Here is a 20,417-nt window from a genome sequence, read left to right as displayed (position 1 = left end):
AACTTCTTTACCGTAAATATAGAATGTGAGATAATAAATTAAATAAAAAATAAAAAGCAATGACATTATAATTTTTTAGTAAGTACAATATGGATGGATTAGGAGCGAAGTTTATGATAGTGGGTATTATAGGTCCTTCAGACTCTGGCTTTAAGATAAAGGAAGACTTAAAACAGATAGATAGCAATTTAGAAACTAAAATATATGTAAGAGAAAAAGTAGTAGATACGGTAGAAGTTATTTCAAAATGTGAAGATGAATGTGATGCTATTATATTTACAGGATGTGGAGTCTATGAGTTTATAAAATCTAAACATGAAATAAGTAAACCACATTCATTTGTTCCAAGAAGTGGGACAAGTATAATGAAAGCATTTTGGGCAATAAAGAGCGAAAATATAAAGCTAGATAAATTTAGTATAGATGTAGTTGATAGATATGTTGTAGAAGATGCACTTAAAGAGTTTGATATTGAAGCTACAAGTATATTTTGTAGGCCATTTTCTTTAGAAGTAGGAGAATCTGAACTTGCAAAGTGGCATATACAATTGTTTGAAGAAAATAAGACCGAGATAATGATAACTGGTTTTGGAGCAGTGTACAATGAGTTAAAGGAAAGAGGTTATCCTGTATTTCGGCTACAAGCAACCATACAATTAATCAAAGAAAGTTATGAGAAAGTGAAGAGTGAATATGCTCTAAGTAAGGCTAGATTTTCTCAAATTGCAGTAGAAATATTGAGTCTAATAGATTATAAAGAGAAGATAGAAAACTATTATTCTGATATGATAAAAAAATCAGATATGGATAAGCTTGTAGTAAACTATGCAAGAAGTATTCAAGGTTCTTTATTTTCGTTTGGAAGAAATGATTATGTGGTATTTGTTCATAAAGGTGTAGCTGATAATGAGTACAATTATGATAAATTATTTAAGTTAAAAAGAGATATAAAAGACATGGGATTTTCTCTTAGTATAGGTATTGGGACTGGAGTAACTGCATATCAAGCTGAAAATAATGCACATAAAGCATTGAGACATTCAATAGATTCAAAAGAAATTGGTATATATTTAGTAGATGAAGATGAAAATATAAGAGGTCCTTTAGCCTCAGAAAATGAATTAAATTACTCCTTAGTATTGTCTGATGAAAAAGTAATAGAAATATCTAAAAAAACTGGAATGAGTTGCGAATCAGTAGCAAAAATTATAGCTATAAGTGAAAATAGAAAAAGCAAGATTTACGATTCAAAAGAATTGGCAGAATATCTAAATGTAAGTGAAAGAAGTGCAAGGCGTATACTGAATAAAATAGTAAGTGCAAATCTAGGGAGAATATGTGCTAAAGAAACTAGTATTGGTGGAGGTAGACCAAAGAATATTACTGAGATATTGTTTTAAAATATTATATAAGATTGTATGAAGTGTCATATAAAATACTAAAACCTATGTAAATCAACTTTTTAAAATAGTACTTATAGAGTTGAAAATACATAGGTTTTTAATTATGAGAGTTAAAGAGTAGTATTGTATAAAAGTATTTATATTAGTGATAGTACTCTAATTTATCATTAATTTTTTACAATTCATCATTTAACTTAATCATATGATAAACTATTTTAGCAGTATCATATAATTCATCTATATTTACATATTCATTAACTGTGTGTACGTCATACATCCCTAAACTTAATATAGCACAATTATATCCAAGATTAGCTAGTATATTTGCATCACTACCACCACCAATTATCATTGGATTTGGAACAACACCAACTTGTCTTATTGCTTCCTCACTTAATTTAAAAACATGACTGTCTCTACTAAGTTCAAAACTTGGATAAGACATATTATGTTCAAAAGTGTAAGTAGTATTAAATTTAGATGCAGCATCTGAACAACATTTTTCCATATGATTAAGTTCATATTCTAAAGTTTCAGGGATATGAGACCTGATTTCAGCAGTCAATGTAACCTTATCAGTTACTATATTTGTAGCTCCACCACCTTCTATTTTACCTATATTTGAAGTTGTCAGAGAATCTATTCTACCTATATGCATATTACTTATAGCATGAGAGGCAACCAATATAGCATTTATACCTTTTTCAGGTTCTATACCAGCATGTGCTTTTTTACCATCAAAAGATATTTTTATAGATTCTTGTGCAGGAGCCTTATATGCTATAGAACCAATAGCTCCACCAGAATCTAAAATCACCATATCCTTGCAAGGTAAGTTATCAGGGTTAAAGTTTTTAACACCATGCATACCAGCTTCTTCACAAATTGTAAAACATAGATATATATCTCTATGTGGTATTTTTTCTGTAATAACATGTTCTAGAGCTTCTAGGATAGCAGCTATACCAGCTTTGTCATCTGCACCAAGTGTAGTAGTTCCATCACTTCTAACTACATTACCATCTAGTATTGGATTTACACCTAAACAAGGTTGAACTTGGTCCATATGAGCACATAAACAAAGAGGTCTACTTCCTTCTTCTCCTTTTATATATGCGATAACATTTCCCGTATTACCACCATATTTTTCACCAGCATCATCTATAATAGCGTCTATATTTCTTTCTTTTAGATAGTTTACTATCCACTTGGACATTTCTAATTCTTGATTAGATGGACTGTCAATCCTAACCATATCCATAAAGTTATCTATAAGTCTATTTTTACTTAACATAAATCATTTCTCCTTTTAGAAAAATTTAAATAAATTACATACTATAAGAAGGGAATATTCCAGGCCCTAATGGAATATTAAACACCATAAATAGTATCAATAGTATAGTCCATACTATCAAGAATGATATAGAGTATGGTAGCATATTAGCTATTACAGTACCCATACCCGCATCCTTATCATACTTTCTTGTAAATGCTAGTATAATAGGGAAGTATGGGAATAAGGGGCTAAGTGGATTTGTTATACAGTCACCTATACGATAAGCCATTTGTGTAAGTGCTGGATTGTATCCGACCATCATAAACATTGGTACGAATATTGGTGCAAGTATAGCCCACTTTGCAGATGCACTTCCTATAAATAAATTTATAAAGCATGATAATATAATAAATCCTATCAATAATAAAGGACCATTTATTCCTGCTGATTTCAAAAACTCTCCACCTTTTACAGCGAGTATCAAACCTAAATTACTATTTGTAAATAATTGCAAAAACTGTGAAGCAGCAAATGCTAGTATTATATATCCGCCCATATCACTCATTGCACCAGCCATTATAGAGACAACATCTTTATCCTTTTTTATCTTACCTATAGTTTTTCCATATACAACACCAGGTATAAAAAAAGCTAAAGCTATTATAGGTACCATACCTTTCATAAGAGGAGCATTATTTGATAATAAATCTCCTGTTTCTGGGTCTGCTAAGAATGGTTTTTGACCAATTACACTAAGTGCTATCATAATTGCTGCATATATTAATATACTTATACCAGCTTTTTTAAGCCCTTTTTTTTCTACATCACTAAGGCTACCATCAACATCTAACTCTGCATTTCCTTCGTATTTACCAAATCTAGGAGCTACAATTTTTTCTGTTACCCAAGTTGCTAACAATATTAATACAAAAGTTGATGCTATCATAAAAAATAAGTTCATTGTTGCATTAGCTTCAAATCCAGAATCAATCATCTGAGCTGCTGGTACTGTAAAGCTTGCAGCAAGTATATCGTTAACACTTATCATGATGTTTGCTGCAAATCCTAGACAGACTGCGGCATATCCAGAAAATAAACCTATAAGTGGATGTCTTCCAACACCAAGATATACAAGTGCAGCCAATGGTGGGAATAGTATTGTACCTGCATCTGATGCAATATTTGCAAGCATACCTATAGTCATTACAACAAGAGTTACTTTTGTTTCAGGAATTTTGCTTACTGATGCCTTTATTGTTGCTGTCATAAGTCCAGTTTTATCACAAACACCAGCGCCTATCATAGTAACTAAAACTAGTCCTAAAGGTGCAAAGCCTTGAAAATTACTAACAATATTTCCTAATAAAATCTGAAGTTGTTCTACAGTTAATAAATTTACAGCAGTTATAGTTTCACCAGTACCAGGATGAACTACTGATATACCCATAGAACCGATTATGCTAGATAGTATAAGTAAAAGTACACATAATCCTAGAAATATTGTAACTGGGTCTGGTAGCTTATTACCAACAATTTCTATTCTGTTTAATGTTCTGTCAAAAAAGTTCTTCTTTTTAACTACGTTATCATTCATAATATCCTCCCTATGTTTTTAAAATATAATATTGAAAATAAGTATTGTGGTCAAATTTATAATATAAATTATGACTGTCAATTTAAGACGTGTCCACAATGTGTCCTAAAAAAAGTATAAAATAAACTTTTTCCTATGTCAATGTAATTTTCTGAATTTTCTGGATGAGTGATGTTAATTAAATATGCTTTAAGTAGATTAATGACGAATTATATCTAAGTTATTTGTATTATATATATACTTTAAAATTAATTTTAAAACAAAACTTTATAAAAATCTAGTGGAATATTAAGTTAGTAAAAGAATAAATTAATAAAATACAAAACTTTATAACAACTAAATAACAACTCAAGTGAAGTATTTAGGTTAGAACTAAAAAATAATATGTAAGGGGATAAATTGTCATAAGGTTATATGAAAAATATAAAAAGATTAAAGAATTGTAGAGAAATAGTAAAATACACAAGTTTATATTATGATGAATATAACCTATGTAGGAGCTCTTTTTAATGACTTTTGTATATGAGAATGATATAATATATTCTAACAATAAGTAAAGAAATATTAAAATAAAATTAAAAATATTAAGTTATTTATATGTTTTTGTAAACTAGATAGTAATATTATTATATTTTTATAAAAAATATATTGGAAATATAATCAATTTATATAATTGGAAATTATTGGGTTAATTTTAATAGAGAAATGAAAAAATATGAATAATAGCTCTATATGATAGTTAAATCACTCTTTAAATTAATAAATAATGTAAGAGTTCATTTATAAGTGTATCAACAGTAGTTGAACTATAGAAGTATTAAAATAATTCATGAATAAGAGTGTGGAATGTACAAGGGAGGTAGGATGTTAGAAACAATATTAAAGAATTTTAAAGCAAAGAAGATGAATTTGTATAAATCTGAAATTAGATTGAGAAATTATAGATGTTTCTGCGGTTTGTCATTATTAGGACTCACTATTTCAGCTATGGTGTTTGTATTTGGATTGATTTTATCAGAAGTTGTTACTTTTAATATAGAGTTTTTTATTATACTTGGATACTTTTTTATTCTTTATATTATTTCTAAATTTTACTTAAAAAAACACTTTCAGCATATAACGCTTATCTTTTATTTGGCATTAACTCCAGTTATGATAATGGGTATTTTGATGGGAACTTTTCTAGATAAAACAGAACCATCAATCACAATTATGGTCTTTATATGTGTACTTCCTTTATTCATATTGGATAAACCATGGAGAATTACTCTCTACATAACAGGAACTGCTATAATCTATGGTATTTGTTGCTTTATAGCAAAGGATATAAATATGTTTATGGCGGATTTAGTTGATTTAGTTACTTTTTATTTTTTATCTGTGGGTGTTAACTTTTTTATTCTGAATGACCGTATCGAAAGTGTAGAAAACTACATTAAATATAGAACTAAATCAGAAATTGATTTATTGACAGGTATATATAATCGAGGTGCTGGTGTTGAAATGATTGAACATCTTATGGACGAAAAAAAGTATGGTGCTTTTATTCTTATCGATATAGATGATTTTAAATATATCAATGATTCCTATGGTCATATTGTAGGTGACCGTTATTTACAAGCTGTAGCTGATAATATAAAGAATATTTTCTATGATAGTGTAGTTTTAAGATTAGGTGGTGATGAATTTGCCATCTATGCTAAGGATTTAAAGAATGAGGAGAATTGTAAAATACGCTTTGAGAAATTATTTGATGCATTAGATAATATGGAAGATTTATCACAAAATGATTATGTATTTCATATTAGTTTAGGATGTTCAATTTGTGATAAAAACATTGCTAATTTTGAAGATTTATATAGTAAGGCAGATGAAGCTCTTTATGCAGCAAAGGAAGCAGGAAAAGGGTGTTATCGAATAAACTGATTTAATATTTTATCATGATTTTTATGTATATGTAATATATAATTTTTAAAAAGAAAAACGGTAGTTTCAGCTGGAATTTTGAAACTGCCATTTTTCTTTTCTGATTTTTTTGTAACTGGAAGCCAGACTTCATGTTCTGCATTTTGTAGGTATGAATTTAAGTAAACTTCTATATCTGAAATATTTTCTACATATTTATAACTAGAGTCAGGAAGCCACTCTGTTCAAATTCAACGTTCTAAATATTGTATGCTTTCTACAAAAATGGTAACCTTGTAAATATTACAATAAGTAGCATCAGTAAATATCTATTATGTTTACCAATGCTATTTTTTGCAAATTTATAGTATAAAGTGCTAACTGTAATATCAAGTTTTTATTTTTCAAGGTATGCTTTTAAAGCAAGACCAATAAATTTTGATGCTCCATCTCCATATTTATTATCGTTAACCTCAATAAATACAGGGTTTGATATATAATTTTCAGACATAATAGGCCAATAATTATCTCCCATATCTATTCCATTATTAATTTTATTAGTAAAAGAAATCAGTTCTTTAACTAATTCTTGGACATCTAAAGATGCAACATCTTTACTTAGATTTTTTGTAAGTTTTCTTGTAATATCATCACCTTTTTTAATAAGGTTAAGTACTTCTGATTGAGAAGTAGCAGTACTGTTAGATAAAAAATTTTGAAAGTTATTTTCCATAGCTTTTGTGTATTTTTCAAGACTTCCAAACTGCTTAATTGCCATATTTGCTATTTCATTTTCATATGATTTGATTTCTGAAGTTATTTTATCAAAATCTTCAATGCTTTCAGTTTGTGTGACAATCTCATCAGTGTGAGATTCTTTGAAATCAGTTAAAATATGAAAATACTCACTCATATTAAAATCTTTAAAATCCACACATTTATCTACTTTTATAAGTTTATTAAGTAATTCTAATAGAGCATTTAATCTATCTCGCTTTATTTGGATTAGTTCTCGTTGATTTTTAAATGCAGTTAGACAATCAAATTGAGGATTTTCCATGATTGCTTCAATTTCTTTTAATGTGAAATCAAGTTCTTTAAAAAATGTAACTTTTTGTAGAACTTCTAATGCGTTATCATCGTATAATCGTAATCCATCAGTAGTTATTTTTGTAGGTTTAAATAAACCAACTTCGTCATAAAACTGTAGAGTACGTATACTGACACCAGTTAATGAAGAAACTTGTTTTAATGTCATCATTTCAACTCACCTTCTTTCGTACCCTAATAATTGAGATTTAGCTAATATTTTTTTATAAGAAATATACAGTATTTGTAAATGCTATCTCTAACTACTAATGTATGCTATTACTATACATGAGGATGAATATATTTGTTATATTTTTTCTAAATAAATATTGAGGACTTTACGAAGGAAAAGAAAAGATGGTATAGCTTTTAAAGCATATACCACCTTTGTATTATAAAAAGAATACTTAATAGACCTATAAAGTTTTGTCGTGTTTTTCTAAGAATGTTAAGTATTCTTCTTTAGTCATAACTGGTGTAAAGGCATCTAATATACCTTTAGTCTCTTTAGCATTATCAAAAAGAAGGTCTATAACTGTAAGTGCCATAGCCTTAGCAGGTACTATGTAAGCTAAGTCTTCATCAATTATTTCAAAATCTCTTGTATGAAGAGCACCTTTTACACCACCAATCATAGGGTGAAGGGTAGGCATTATATGAGATACATCTCCAAAATCAAATGAACCAGTGAAATCTCCACCATCAATAATTTTTCCTTTTAAACCTAAATCTTCAAGGTTATTTTTAAATAAGTTATCAAGGTTTTTGTATCTTAATATTGGTAGATACCCAGGAATTTCAGTTATTTCAACATCAGCTCCAACCGCCATTCCACCAGCCATCAATGCTTTATTTATTCTTTTATTAGCATCTATCATGCCGTTTATAGTTCTAGCTCTTACATATGATTCCATATGAACATCAGCAGGAACAACATTTACTATATCTCCACCTTTTGTGATGATAGGATGGAATCTAACTCTTTCAGATTCTTTAAAAGTCTCTCTAAGTGCATTTACATTATTTATAGCAAGCATTGCTGCATTTAAAGCATTTATTCCATCATGTGGAGCAGAACCAGCATGAGATTCTTTTCCTATAAATTTAACTTTTTTGCCGACAAAGCCATTACTTTCAGGACCAACTAGAGCCTTATCTTCTCCTAAATCTGAAGAGTGAAACATCATAGATATGTCTATATCATCAAAGTAACCTCTTTTTATTAGTTCTTGTTTTCCACCAAAGTAAGTTATTTTTCCTTCTTTTTTCAATTGTTCCCTGTATTCCAATTCAATAAATTCTTCAGCAGGAGTAGCCATAAATGATATTTTACCATCTAAATGTTCTAAAACCCCACTTTTTACTAAACCAATAGCTGCACCTAACATTCCAGCTATTTGTATGTTATGTCCACAAGTATGAGATGCACCTATTTCATTAGAATCTTTGTGTTCTTTGCATGATATACCATCTAATTCTCCAAGTATAGATATATGAGGACCTTCTTTACTAGAATTTGCATCTGCCTTACATCCTGTAACAGCTATATTTTTTTCGACAGATAAGTTTAGTTCTTGTTCAAAAAAGTTTGAAACAGCTTCTGTAGTTTTATACTCTTTATATCCATATTCTGGGTTTTTGTAGATTCCATGACCTATTTCTAATATTTTTTCTTTATTTTCATCGATAGTCTTTATTACTAGAGATTTTAATTGTTCTTTATTCATAATAAGTTCCTCCTATATTTTACCTTGAATACTTAAAACTATATGAGCTATACTTGCACATGCAAAGAATATAGTTGTAAAGACAACAAGTGATATTATAACTATTTTCCATGACATTTCCTTTAAAGCTTCTATTTTGTTTCCAACAGAAATTCCTGCAAAAGCTAATAGAGGAGTTGTTATAGCCATAAAATTAATATTATTAGTGTTAGTTAAGAATACTTCAGATGTTGGGCTATATGGCATACTAAGTAAAAGACCTATTATAGTTGCAAATCCAAAAGCAGGAAATATTGATTTAGGAAATAAATCCTTTATAATCATAGCAGCCATAGCAGCTAATATTAACATTACCATTCCAGGAAAAGCTGTTACTATAGATGTACCAACACTAATTCTTTGTCCTATAAGAATTATAACTCCAATAATAGACATAACCAATAATTGATATGAACTTTTCTTTAAATCTAAATTAGCAAACATTTATTAGCACTCTCCTTTTGTAGTTTTTGTTTTGTCAGTTTTTTTACTTCTTGAAAATTTAGGTTCTAAAATTTTGTACATAAAATTAGTAAATGGTAAAGATACAAAGACCAAGAATATAATTCCTGTTATACTAGACATCATATTACTTGTTGCTGCATAGGCAAGTATTGTATCTGCCATTTCTGGAGGTACCATGGTAGAAAGTGAGCCAGCAGCAGCAGTCATCATACTTCCACTACCAACACCACAAGCCATTCCTAAAGCATATGGATGAAGGCCACTATAAATTGAGACTGAGCCTAATACGCTAAAATATATAGTACCAAGAACTGTACCCATTAAATATGTACCAAGTACGCCACTACCTTCTGGAGAATTTATCCCATATTTTTCAGATATAACTCCTAAAGATGGTTCACGGCTTATACTTGCAGTAGCTCCAATAGCTTCTCTTTTCATACCAAATATTAATGCAAGAGGCAATGCAACTATTGGTGCAAGTATGTGACCAAATTCTTGAGCAAGAAATGCAGGTCCAGCTTGAATTATCTTATCGATGTTTGGGCCAACTGTAGTCCCATATTTTATACCAAGCATTACTAGCGCAATTCCAACAACTTCACCAGCAATATTGATTTCTTTTTCTCCAATAACTTTTTTAAGTGCTTTAATTTTTTTGCCTAATAAGTCAGGTGTTATTATAAGTCCGATTATAACTGCATAAAGCATTGGAAATAGTATTATAGAAGCTGAGCCAATAGCTAATGTTCTTTGTCCTATAAATTCACATACTACTACTAAGATTAAGCAAGTTAAAAAGACTTGAATAAAGTGTTTTTTATTAATTTCCATGATTGCCTCCCTAAAAAAATAAATATTGTACTTATTTGAATTTGAAATAGAAAATACGTTTTCTTGAATATAATACGTTTTCCTAAATTACATAAAATTATATAGTAAAATTGTTTTTCAAATAAGTTTAAGAACTGTCAATAACATGTCCTTAATTAAGGATAAATCAAAAATTTAACATTGTCAACGAAAAAATATGTAAAATATTACATAACTTCAAAATATTAACATATAAATTTATTTATTAAAAATTTACTTAAATATTGTATGAATAAAATATAAAAAGCTTTAAAATAAATAATATAATTATAGAAAATAAAGATAAATATAATAATCTTAGTAGGTGATAATAGATGAAAATAAATAGATTAACAGAAATAATAGTAATACTATTAAATAAAAAATTAGTTACTGCTAAAGCATTGGCTGAGAGGTTTGAAGTTTCTACAAGAACTATATATAGAGATATAGAAACTCTGTCTATGTCAGGAGTACCAGTATATATGACTAAAGGCAAAGGAGGAGGAATATCTTTAATAGAAGAATATTCTATAGACAAAACTATATTGTCAAAGGAAGATAAGGAGAGTTTAATAATAGCACTTCAAACATTACAAGCAACAAAGTATCCAGAAATAAATTCAGTAGTAGATAAAATTGGCTCAATATTTGGAGAAAGTAATTTTGCAAACTGGATTGAAATAGATTTTACTGAATGGGGAAGTAATTTTAATGAGGATGATAAATTTACAAAAATAAAAAATGCTATTTTAAGACGCAATACTATAAATGTTGATTATGTAAATAGTTTTTCAAGTCAGACAAATAGGACTGTTGAACCGATGAAGCTAATGTATAAAAGTAAGACTTGGTACTTGTATGGGTTTTGCAAATTAAAGGACGATTTTAGAATATTTAGAATCAGTAGAATGAAAAACTTAGTAGTAAAAGAAGACATATTTTCAAGAAAGATAATTGAAGAGGCATACTGAGATGACTCTAAAATAATTAAAGAAGATACAGTAACTCTGAGGCTAAGATTTAAGGAAAAGATGCTCTATAGAGTTTTTGATGATTTTAACAATGATTTAATAACTAAAAATGAAGATAATACATATGATGTAATTGCAGAATTCCCAATTGGAGAGTGGATTTATGGATATATCTTATCTTTTGGAGATAGTGTTGAAGTACTTGAACCTAAATTCATTAGAGATAATGTTATAAATAGATTGAAAGAGATGCTTAAGATGTATTCCTTATAAGTTACTATTACTAAATTTAATTATATTAAAATATATGACATATAGATGTCGTATTTTATAAATTATAATTAAATTAAAGAAACAGATAATCAAAAGCAATCAATAAAGCTAAAGTGAGGTATAAAGTATGGATTATGAAATAGTACATATAAGTGAAAAAATAGTTGTGGGTGTATCAAAAGAAACTACAAATAACAACGGACAAGCAGTAAAAGACATAGGTGAATTATGGAAAAGCTTTATGGGGAAGGGTATCTATAATGCTATAAAAGGTAAAAAAAATGATAAAACAATAGGTTTATATACAGACTATCAAGGTGATTTTACAAATCCATATAACTTTGTAGCATGTTGTGAAGTAAATAGTGAAGATGATAAGGACAACAACTTAAGTGAATTTAATGAAAAAGATATTTGTGGAGAGTTTGTTATAAGCAAAGTTATACCAGGTGGTAAATATGCAAAATTCACTATAACAGGAGATATACAAAAGTCAGTAGGAGAATTCTGGTTTGAGTTTTGGAAAATGGATTTTGATAGAACTTATATAAGTGATTTTGAAGAATATCAAAATAATACATATGATATGAATAAGCAAGAAGTTCATATTTACATTGGAATAAGATAAATTCATTGATAAATTTTAATATATAAAACTTATTATAGGAATAAACAAGTTGATAATCATGAGGGAGTGTACTATACACTCCCAATTTTTATTTTATCTTTAAAAGTGATAATATTGTGATTTCTTTAAGTATACAATTTTTGAATAGTTCACAAAATTATCTATAATCGTTTATAATCAATATTTTGTTCATAATTTAAATCTTCCTTTAGCAATATGTAAGAATTTATTAATTAATAATAGGATATAAATTTAATTATAGTTCAGCCGATAATAGATGTATATTATATAAATATTTTCAATTTATTATATATCTATATAATTGGTTTTTGACAACTTTTTACGTTTTTGTGTTTTTTACGTTTTTATGTGATTATGTTTTTAATAACTCGTCAAAATGCAAAACATATATTACAATAGATATATAAGTTTTTTAATTTATAAACTGTATTAATAAAGTTGAATATAGTATAGCATGAATATGTACTTTTATTTATAGATGAAATGTATTTATTATGTAGGGAAAATAGTCAGTAAGTATAAACAATGACTGAAAAATAATAGCATTTATTGTTACAAGTATGGAGGAGTTAGTTTTATGGAAAATAAAATTTTAATAGTAGATGATGCTATTTTTATGAGAATGATGATTAAAGAAGCTCTGAGTAAAAGTGGCTACGAGAATTTAGTAGAAGCAAGTGATGGAGAAGAAGCTTATAATATGTTTAAAGATGAAATGCCTGATTTGACATTACTTGATATTACAATGCCTAAAAAAGATGGTCTAGAGGTATTAAAGGAAATAAAAATGTTGGATTCAAATGCTAAAGTGGTGATGTGTTCTGCAATAGGGCAAGAAAATATGATTGTGGAAGCTATAAAGCTTGGAGCACTAGATTTTATAGTAAAACCATTTAAAACAGAAACATTGGTTAAAGTTGTAAATAATGCCTTAAAATAAAGGCTGTAAATACACCTTTATATAGTAAAAATACATAAATGTAACAATAGAGGGAGGGGTTTATATTATAAATTATTCACAACTTGATAATATTCATATAGATGCTCTTAGAGAAATTGGTAATATAGGCTCTGGGAATGCAATTACTGCACTTGCATCCATGATAAATAGTAAGATAGAAGTATTAATACCCATGGTCAAGATACTTAAATATAATGAAGCTACAAATTTACTTGGAGGTCCAGAAAACAAGGTTGTATGCATTCTACTTGATATGAAAGGCGATATTAATGGGATGTTTATGTTTTTGTTGGATGAATCAATCACTAAACTTATGCTTAATTCTCTTTTTAATAAAGATGAAGCTTTCTTAGACGAAATTACAGGTATTGAAATTTCTGCAATCAAAGAAATAGGAAATATTATGGCAAGTTCTTATGTAAATGCTATTGCATCTATGCTAAACATGAACATAAGTATTTCGGTTCCAGATATGTGTATTGATATGGTCGGAGCTGTGTTGAATGTTCCTATGATAAGATTTTCTGATGTTGGGGACAAAATTTTATTTATAGAAAATAAATTTAAAAATAGCGATAATTATTTTATTAGCCACATATTGATGATTCCAGAAATGGACTCGCTTAAAGACATATTAGTAAGATTGGGATTATCAGTATGAGTAGAGAGATAGTAGTAAATATTGCAGACATGAAAATAGTGTATAAACCAAATGTTTTGGTTACTTATGCACTTGGTTCTTGTGTAGGAGTATGTTTAATAGATAAAACAGCAGGAATTGGTGGAATGTTACATGTTATGTTGCCATATAGTAAAGATGCTATTCACATTGAAAATAAATATAAATTTGCTGACACAGGAATAAAGGAACTTATTAAGTCTATGGAGCATATAGGTGCAAATAGGACATATATAAAAGCAAAAATAGCTGGAGGAGCCCAGATGTTTTTAGGAAATAGTAATTCATCAATTGCAAGCATAGGGTATAGGAATGTTGAAGCAGTAAAAAAAACTCTTTTAAGCTTAAAAATTCCAATAATAGCAGAAGATACAGGAATGAATTATGGAAGAACAATACGCTTTTATACTGAGACAGGCGATTTAATTGTAGACTCAATAAATAAAGGAAAGAAGAAAATATAGATTATTTTTATTTAGAAGATATTTAAGGGGGAGGTATTAAATGAGATTTCCAGATGACCCATATTTAGGTTATGAGTTAGTAGATGAGGGGATTAAGTACCTAAAATTTAAAATGGACGAACAGAACTTTGGTATTGAACTTGAAAAAGTCATAGAAATTGTTGGGAATCAGGAAATCATATTTATTCCAGAACTTCCAACCTATTCAAAAGGAATAATAAATTTGAGGGGAAAAATTATCCCGATAATAGATATGCATTTGAGACTGAGGAAAAATAATTTAAATACTACTGATTATGTATATATAGTAATAGCCGGATTGGAAAATTTAGTAGTGGGATTTATGGTTGATAAAGTTGAGGAGATAATAGATTTAGAAGAAAATCAGATATCACCTCCACCAAGGGTTACTCTTGAATATTCAGATTATTTTGTAAGTGGTATTGGAGAGATAGACAATCAAATAATTACCTTGTTAGATTTGAAGAAGCTTTTGACTGATGGAGAAGAACTTTTGATAGATGAATTGCTTTTTAAATACAATTAAACTATCATGTAACACAGATATATAATTTAGTGACATTGTAATTATATTATAATGAGAACATTTGGAACTATAGTGGTATAATTATTAAGTGTAAGAATTTTAAATTATTAAAATTTGAATATATTATGTTTAAGAGAGGTTTGGATATGGAAAATAAGCAACAAGGAACAATTTTAGTTGTTGATGATAGTGTTCTAATGTGCGATTTAATAGATAAAACACTTACAAAAGATAATTTTAAAGTCATAAAAGCATTTAATGCAATAGAGGCAAAAGAGTGTATTAAAGAGTGTACACCAGACATTATTCTGCTTGATATAATTTTGCCAGACAATTCTGGATTTGAATTGTGTAGAGAACTCAAATCTAATATTCGTACAGAAGATATACCTATAATTTTTATAACTTCAAAAAATACAGATACAGATGTAGTAAAGGGTTTTGGAGTAGGAGCAATAGACTATATGGTAAAACCTTTTAGTATGACAGAATTAAAAGCTCGTGTTATGGCTCATATTGAAGTCAAAAAATCTCAAGATAAATTAAGAAAAATAAATAATGAACTGGAATCTTCTCTTGAAAAATTAAATAGATTAGTTGTAAGGGATTATCTTACAGGTCTTTACAATAGACGTCATATAATTAATCAGCTTATGGAACAAAGAAAAATTAATAGATATAGTCATGAAACAGTATCTCTTATTCTTGGAGATATTGACGATTTTAAAGTTATTAATGATACTTATGGTCATGAAGCAGGAGATTTTGTGCTAACAGTAATCTCAAGTATAATTAAAAAGAATTGTAGACAAATTGATACTGTATCAAGATGGGGTGGAGAAGAATTTTTGATAATGCTCACTAATACTTCAATAGAAGGGGCAAAAATACTTTCAGAGAGAATTCGCAAAGAAATAAAGGAATTTGAATTTAACTATAAAGGAAATGAAATAAAATGTACTATTACATTAGGAGTAGTAGAGGTAAACTCAAACATATCATTAGAAGAAAATATATCCCTAGCAGATAAGGCAATGTACGAGGGAAAAAATCTAGGCAAAGATTGCAGTGTAGTAAGTACAATGAATGGACTAAAGAAGATATAGATTGATATCTTGATAAACTTACTTTATAAAGGAGTACAGATATGAAAAGAGAAGTAAAGCTTTCCAAATTGGCAATAGTATTGCTAATTATTATAGTACTAGCTGTTATGGCAGGCATTTTTTCTTCAATTTCATCTTATAAAGCATTTGAAAAAGTGGAAAAAAGTATCAATGACATGAACAATTTGAGAAATGAAAGTCAGTATATAAAAGACACAACAAGAGAAGTTTGTGACATGTTAAGAAGGTACGTTTTTACAGGTGAAAAAAAGGATAAAGATGTCTATGAAAAAGAGCTATATGGAAAAACAAGAGAATCTGCTTTAAATAAACTTGAAAAAATTGGTCTTACAAAGACTGAGTCAAATAAAATTTTGGAAGCTAAGGAGATATCTGATTCTTTGGTACCAAAAGAACAAAGTGCTATAAATGCAGTTGAAAGTAATGACAAGAGCTTAGCTCAAAGTATAATTTTTAGTAGCGAATATGTAGAATCTCAGGAAAAAATGGATTCTTTAATAGATGAATTTCAAGAGGATGTAGTTACTCGTTCAAATTCTGAAATTGTAGAAGTTAAAAAAGAATTACAAAGTTTGATACTAAGAACGATATTTATACTCTCACTATTAATCATATTAACAATAATAGAATATGCAGTAATAAAACTAAAGATAGTAATTCCTATTAATAAAGTAGAAAAACATTTTTCAAGAATTGCATCGGGTGATTTAAGAACAAGTATAGATGTTGAAGAAAGTAAATCTGAAATAGGAATGTTAGTAAGTTCTGTCAAAAAGATGCAAGATATGTTATTAAATTATATAGACCTTATAGACAGTACATTAACTAGCATTGCAAAAGGGGATTTAAGAATAGACATAGAACAAGAATTTATAGGAGATTTTAAATCAATCAAAACATCATTAGAAAGTATAATAAATTCTTTTAATGATGATTTCTATGAAATAAATCTGTCAGCTGAGCAAGTTGCAAGTGCATCAGAACAAGTAGCAGCAGGAGCACAAGCTCTTTCGCAGGGTGCTACTGAACAAGCTAGTTCAGTAGAAGAATTAGCCTCTACAATTAATGAGATATCTGATGGAATTAAGCAATGTGCAGATAGTGCTAGTCTTGCATGTGAAGTATCTGACCAATCAGCATTACAAGTTGGTTTTGGAAGTAGATGTATGGATGATATGATGACATCAATGGAGGCAATAAGTGAAAAATCAAATGAAATATCAAAGATAATCAAAACCATAGATGAGATAGCTTTTCAAACTAATATTCTTGCATTAAACGCAGCCGTTGAAGCAGCAAGAGCAGGCCAATATGGTAGAGGATTTGCAGTTGTTGCAGATGAAGTTAGGTCTTTGGCTGGAAAAAGTGCTAAAGCAGCTCAAAACACAGCAATTCTTATAGAAGAAGCTATTAAAACAGTGGAAAATGGTGTCAAAATTGCAAAAGAAACTGCAAAAGCATTAGACTTAGTTGTAAATGGTGTAGAAAAAACTACTGATTATATTAATGGAATTTCTTCATCTGTGCATAGTCAAGAGATAGCAATTACACAGATTTTATCTGGAATAGAGCAAATTTCAATAGTAGTTCAAATGAACTCTGCAACAGCAGAGGAAAGTGCTGCAGCTTCAGAAGAAATGTCTGCTCAAGCACAAATTTTAAAAGAATTAGTAGAAAAATTTCATCTAAAAGAAAGTGAGATAAGAAAATCATCGTGGATTTAGATTATAGAATATTATATATAAGAAAAAATAGAAATTTATTTGTCGACTGTAGGTGATAAATATGAATTACATTGAACCAAGTATGAGACCAATGTTAGATATGTTTATATTTGAGACAAGTCTATTACTTGAGCAATTAGATGAAATTATGATTCAGACAGAAAAAGAAAGAATATTTAGCGACAGTAATATTAATGAAACTTTTAGAATTATGCATACAATAAAAGGCTCAGCTTCTATGATGGGTCTAGATAATATGTCTGCTTTAGCACACAGTGTAGAAGACCTATTTTATATTATACGTGAAAGAAAAATAGAGATTATAGATAATGATTTATTGTTTGATTTAGTTTTTCAAGCATTAGATTTTATAAAATATGATATTGGTAAATTACAATCAGGAGATTGTACAACTTCTGATTGCTCTAGCTTTATAAAAGATATTGAAGATTATGTAAGTACTCTAGAACTATCAAGTTCTACAAAATTACAAGATAAGTTGAACTTAGAAGACACATACGAAAAAGAAATAAATAATTTAAATTTTTCATATAAGGAAGGTTCAGACATAGTCAAAATAGTTTTTGAACAAGATTGTATGATGGAAAATGTAAGAGCTTTTATGCTTACATTTGAATTGCAAGATTACTGTGAATTTCTAGCATTTTATCCTGAAGACATAGAAAAGAATACAGGTACAGCAGAATATATTAAAAAATATGGATTTTATATACAATTTATTGCTAAAGATGATAAAAACATAATTTATAAAACAATAAAAGATAATCTATATGTAAAAGAGTATTCAAATGTTGATAAAGATGATATATATACAAGTGAAAAACAGGATGATATGTTGGTGAAAAACCCAAAAACTAATTTGGAGACAAATTCTAAAGATGAAAATAATTTTGTAAAAGAAAAAAGTGCATTACAAGAAAGTGTCTTAAATGAGAAAATTGACTTAGAGCAAGATGTTTTAATTGAAGGAAATGAGCATCTTCCTATAAGTAAACAAAATATTATGACTGTAAATTTAGAAAAACTAGATTTACTTCAAAATATAGTTGGAGAAATTGTAATTATGGAATCAATGGTTGTAAATAGTGTAGATTCTAAAGGTGTTGATATAGATAATTTCAATAAAGCAACCAGACAATTACATAAGCTTACAGATGAATTGCAGGATATAGTAATGTCAATGCGTATGGTTAAAATTGCAGGTGTATTTCAAAAAATGCATAGAATTGTACGAGACATGAATAAAAAATTAGATAAAAATGTTGAACTAGTAACTATAGGAAATGAAACAGAAGTAGATAAAAATGTAATGGATAATTTAGCAGAACCATTTATGCATCTTATAAGAAATGCTATGGACCATGCAATAGAGCCTGCTGATGAACGCATATCTAAGGGTAAAAAAGAAATAGGAACTATAATTTTATCTGCTGAAAATTTAGGCGGAGAAGCTGTCATAAGTATTTCAGATGATGGCAGAGGTCTCATGAAAGATAAGATTTTGGAAAAAGCTAAAGAACAAGGTCTTCTTAAACATCAAATTAATGAATATACTGATGATGAAATTAACTCTTTAATTATGACTCCAGGATTTTCTACAAAGGAATCTATAACTGAATTTTCTGGTAGAGGAGTAGGGATGGATATTGTTCGTAAAAGTATTGAAAAAGTTGGTGGTTCAATTGGTGTAAAAAGTACAAAAGATGAAGGAACAACATTTACTATAAAAATACCACTGACACTTTCTATAGTAGAAGGTATGGAGTTCAAAGTTGGAAACTCGATGTTTACTTTGCCAATATCATCAATAAGAAGTACATTTAAACTTGCAGATTTAAGCCAAGTAATTAAAGATGGTAGTGGAACAGAATTAATTACAATATATGGAGCATGTATTCCTATTATAAGATTGCATAAAATATATGATATTCATACAGATATAACTGAATTAGTAAATGGAAATATGATAATCATAGAAAATGAGTATAAAGCAGTATGTATTTTTGTGGATGAAATAATAGGAACTCAACAGGTTGTAGTAAAGCCATTTCCAGTTTATTTTAACAGATTTAATATGAAAAACAATGGTTTTTCAGGATGCACAATACTTGGTGATGGAAGTATAAGTCTGATTATAGATGCAGATAACATTATGGAAATATATTAGGGGATTTAAAGTATGTCTACAAATGATATTATAAAACAAGTATTAACATTTTATGTTAATGATGTTATTTATGGAATAGAATTAGAAAATGTAATTGAGACTATAAGGTTTCAACCAATAACATATGTACCACGTCTTCCAAATTATATAAATGGAGTTATTAATTTGAGAGGAAGAATTATACCAGTTATTGATATGCATATTAGATACAATCTTCCTGAAGTTGATTATAATGAGAGAACATGCATAATAATTATAAAAATTGATGAGTATCAAGTTGGAATTATTGTAGATAAAGTTGTTGATGTCGTTCTTATAGATGACTTAAACTTACTAGAGACAACTATTTCTAACAACATAAATATAAATAAAGTTATAAAAGAGATTGTAAAAGTTGGAGATAAGTCTATACTAATTTTAGATATTCGAAAGTTTCTAATTGACAGCATGTAATTAGCTTTGATAAATTGGCAGGAGGAAG

17 protein-coding genes and 1 pseudogene are annotated in these 20,417 nt (G+C 28.4%); 12 read left to right on the top strand and 6 right to left on the bottom strand.

Annotated features, from left to right (window positions below):
* Positions 1 to 113: 113 nt before the first annotated feature.
* On the top strand, positions 114 to 1,400 hold the full coding sequence (locus IC174_RS18880; protein ID WP_227433648.1) for a transcriptional regulator: 1,287 nt from the start codon (positions 114 to 116) through the stop codon (positions 1,398 to 1,400).
* 178 nt (positions 1,401 to 1,578) lie between these two features.
* Here IC174_RS18880 and IC174_RS18875 read toward each other — a convergent pair whose 3' ends face one another.
* A complete protein-coding gene (locus tag IC174_RS18875) occupies positions 1,579 to 2,697 on the bottom strand; it encodes a M20/M25/M40 family metallo-hydrolase (protein ID WP_227433647.1) in 1,119 nt (372 codons plus the stop codon).
* Positions 2,698 to 2,731: 34 nt separating this feature from the next.
* Positions 2,732 to 4,273 (bottom strand): AbgT family transporter, encoded by a 1,542-nt coding sequence (locus tag IC174_RS18870; RefSeq protein WP_227433646.1) that lies wholly within the window; start codon positions 4,271 to 4,273, stop codon positions 2,732 to 2,734.
* Positions 4,274 to 5,137: 864 nt separating this feature from the next.
* Between IC174_RS18870 and IC174_RS18865 the strand changes: the two genes are divergently transcribed.
* The gene (locus tag IC174_RS18865) at positions 5,138 to 6,199 is read left to right on the top strand and encodes a GGDEF domain-containing protein (protein ID WP_227433645.1); all 1,062 of its coding nucleotides are present in this window, start codon (positions 5,138 to 5,140) and stop codon (positions 6,197 to 6,199) included.
* A gap of 376 nt (positions 6,200 to 6,575) precedes the next feature.
* Here the strand turns inward: IC174_RS18865 and IC174_RS18860 are convergent, their stop codons facing one another.
* The 4 genes from IC174_RS18860 to IC174_RS18845 form a co-directional block, all read right to left on the bottom strand.
* Positions 6,576 to 7,439 (bottom strand): MerR family transcriptional regulator, encoded by an 864-nt coding sequence (locus IC174_RS18860; protein WP_227483654.1) that lies wholly within the window; start codon positions 7,437 to 7,439, stop codon positions 6,576 to 6,578.
* A 244-nt stretch (positions 7,440 to 7,683) separates the two neighbouring features.
* A complete protein-coding gene (locus IC174_RS18855; protein WP_227433643.1) occupies positions 7,684 to 8,994 on the bottom strand; it encodes a M20 family metallopeptidase in 1,311 nt (436 codons plus the stop codon).
* Positions 8,995 to 9,006: 12 nt separating this feature from the next.
* Positions 9,007 to 9,477 (bottom strand): hypothetical protein, encoded by a 471-nt coding sequence (locus IC174_RS18850; RefSeq protein WP_227433642.1) that lies wholly within the window; start codon positions 9,475 to 9,477, stop codon positions 9,007 to 9,009.
* A gap of 3 nt (positions 9,478 to 9,480) precedes the next feature.
* Positions 9,481 to 10,332, bottom strand: a complete 852-nt coding sequence (locus IC174_RS18845; RefSeq protein ID WP_227483653.1) for a DUF3100 domain-containing protein — start codon at positions 10,330 to 10,332, stop codon at positions 9,481 to 9,483.
* Between the two features lie 353 nt (positions 10,333 to 10,685).
* Between IC174_RS18845 and IC174_RS18840 the strand changes: the two are divergent.
* The 10 genes and pseudogenes from IC174_RS18840 (at position 10,686) to IC174_RS18795 (ending at position 20,389) form a co-directional block, all read left to right on the top strand.
* Positions 10,686 to 11,597: pseudogene (locus IC174_RS18840) on the top strand (helix-turn-helix transcriptional regulator).
* A 127-nt stretch (positions 11,598 to 11,724) separates the two neighbouring features.
* Positions 11,725 to 12,225 carry a GyrI-like domain-containing protein gene (locus tag IC174_RS18835; RefSeq protein WP_227433639.1) on the top strand — a complete coding sequence of 167 codons (501 nt, stop codon included), beginning with the start codon at positions 11,725 to 11,727 and terminating at the stop codon, positions 12,223 to 12,225.
* A 598-nt stretch (positions 12,226 to 12,823) separates the two neighbouring features.
* Positions 12,824 to 13,186 carry a response regulator gene (locus IC174_RS18830; protein WP_227433638.1) on the top strand — a complete coding sequence of 121 codons (363 nt, stop codon included), beginning with the start codon at positions 12,824 to 12,826 and terminating at the stop codon, positions 13,184 to 13,186.
* A gap of 34 nt (positions 13,187 to 13,220) precedes the next feature.
* The gene (locus IC174_RS21480) at positions 13,221 to 13,868 is read left to right on the top strand and encodes a chemotaxis protein CheC (protein ID WP_413926631.1); all 648 of its coding nucleotides are present in this window, start codon (positions 13,221 to 13,223) and stop codon (positions 13,866 to 13,868) included.
* On the top strand, positions 13,865 to 14,350 hold the full coding sequence (locus IC174_RS18820; protein WP_227433637.1) for a chemotaxis protein CheD: 486 nt from the start codon (positions 13,865 to 13,867) through the stop codon (positions 14,348 to 14,350). The genes IC174_RS21480 and IC174_RS18820 overlap by 4 nt, the downstream gene beginning before the upstream one ends.
* 40 nt (positions 14,351 to 14,390) lie before the next feature.
* On the top strand, positions 14,391 to 14,897 hold the full coding sequence (locus tag IC174_RS18815) for a chemotaxis protein CheW (protein ID WP_227483652.1): 507 nt from the start codon (positions 14,391 to 14,393) through the stop codon (positions 14,895 to 14,897).
* A 146-nt stretch (positions 14,898 to 15,043) separates the two neighbouring features.
* Entirely contained in the window at positions 15,044 to 16,003 is a 960-nt protein-coding gene (locus IC174_RS18810; RefSeq protein WP_227433635.1) for a diguanylate cyclase, read from the top strand.
* A 41-nt stretch (positions 16,004 to 16,044) separates the two neighbouring features.
* Positions 16,045 to 17,748, top strand: coding sequence for a methyl-accepting chemotaxis protein (locus IC174_RS18805; protein WP_227433634.1), 1,704 nt, complete (start codon positions 16,045 to 16,047; stop codon positions 17,746 to 17,748).
* A 61-nt stretch (positions 17,749 to 17,809) separates the two neighbouring features.
* The gene (locus IC174_RS18800; protein ID WP_227433633.1) at positions 17,810 to 19,936 is read left to right on the top strand and encodes a chemotaxis protein CheA; all 2,127 of its coding nucleotides are present in this window, start codon (positions 17,810 to 17,812) and stop codon (positions 19,934 to 19,936) included.
* 12 nt (positions 19,937 to 19,948) lie between these two features.
* Entirely contained in the window at positions 19,949 to 20,389 is a 441-nt protein-coding gene (locus IC174_RS18795; protein WP_227433632.1) for a chemotaxis protein CheW, read from the top strand.
* Positions 20,390 to 20,417 lie beyond the last annotated feature (28 nt).

Source organism: Clostridioides sp. ES-S-0001-03 (assembly GCF_020676075.1).
Lineage (GTDB): Bacteria > Bacillota > Clostridia > Peptostreptococcales > Peptostreptococcaceae > Clostridioides.
The sequence above is the reverse complement of the archived record's forward strand: the minus strand, read 5'-3'. Positions and strand labels throughout refer to the sequence as shown.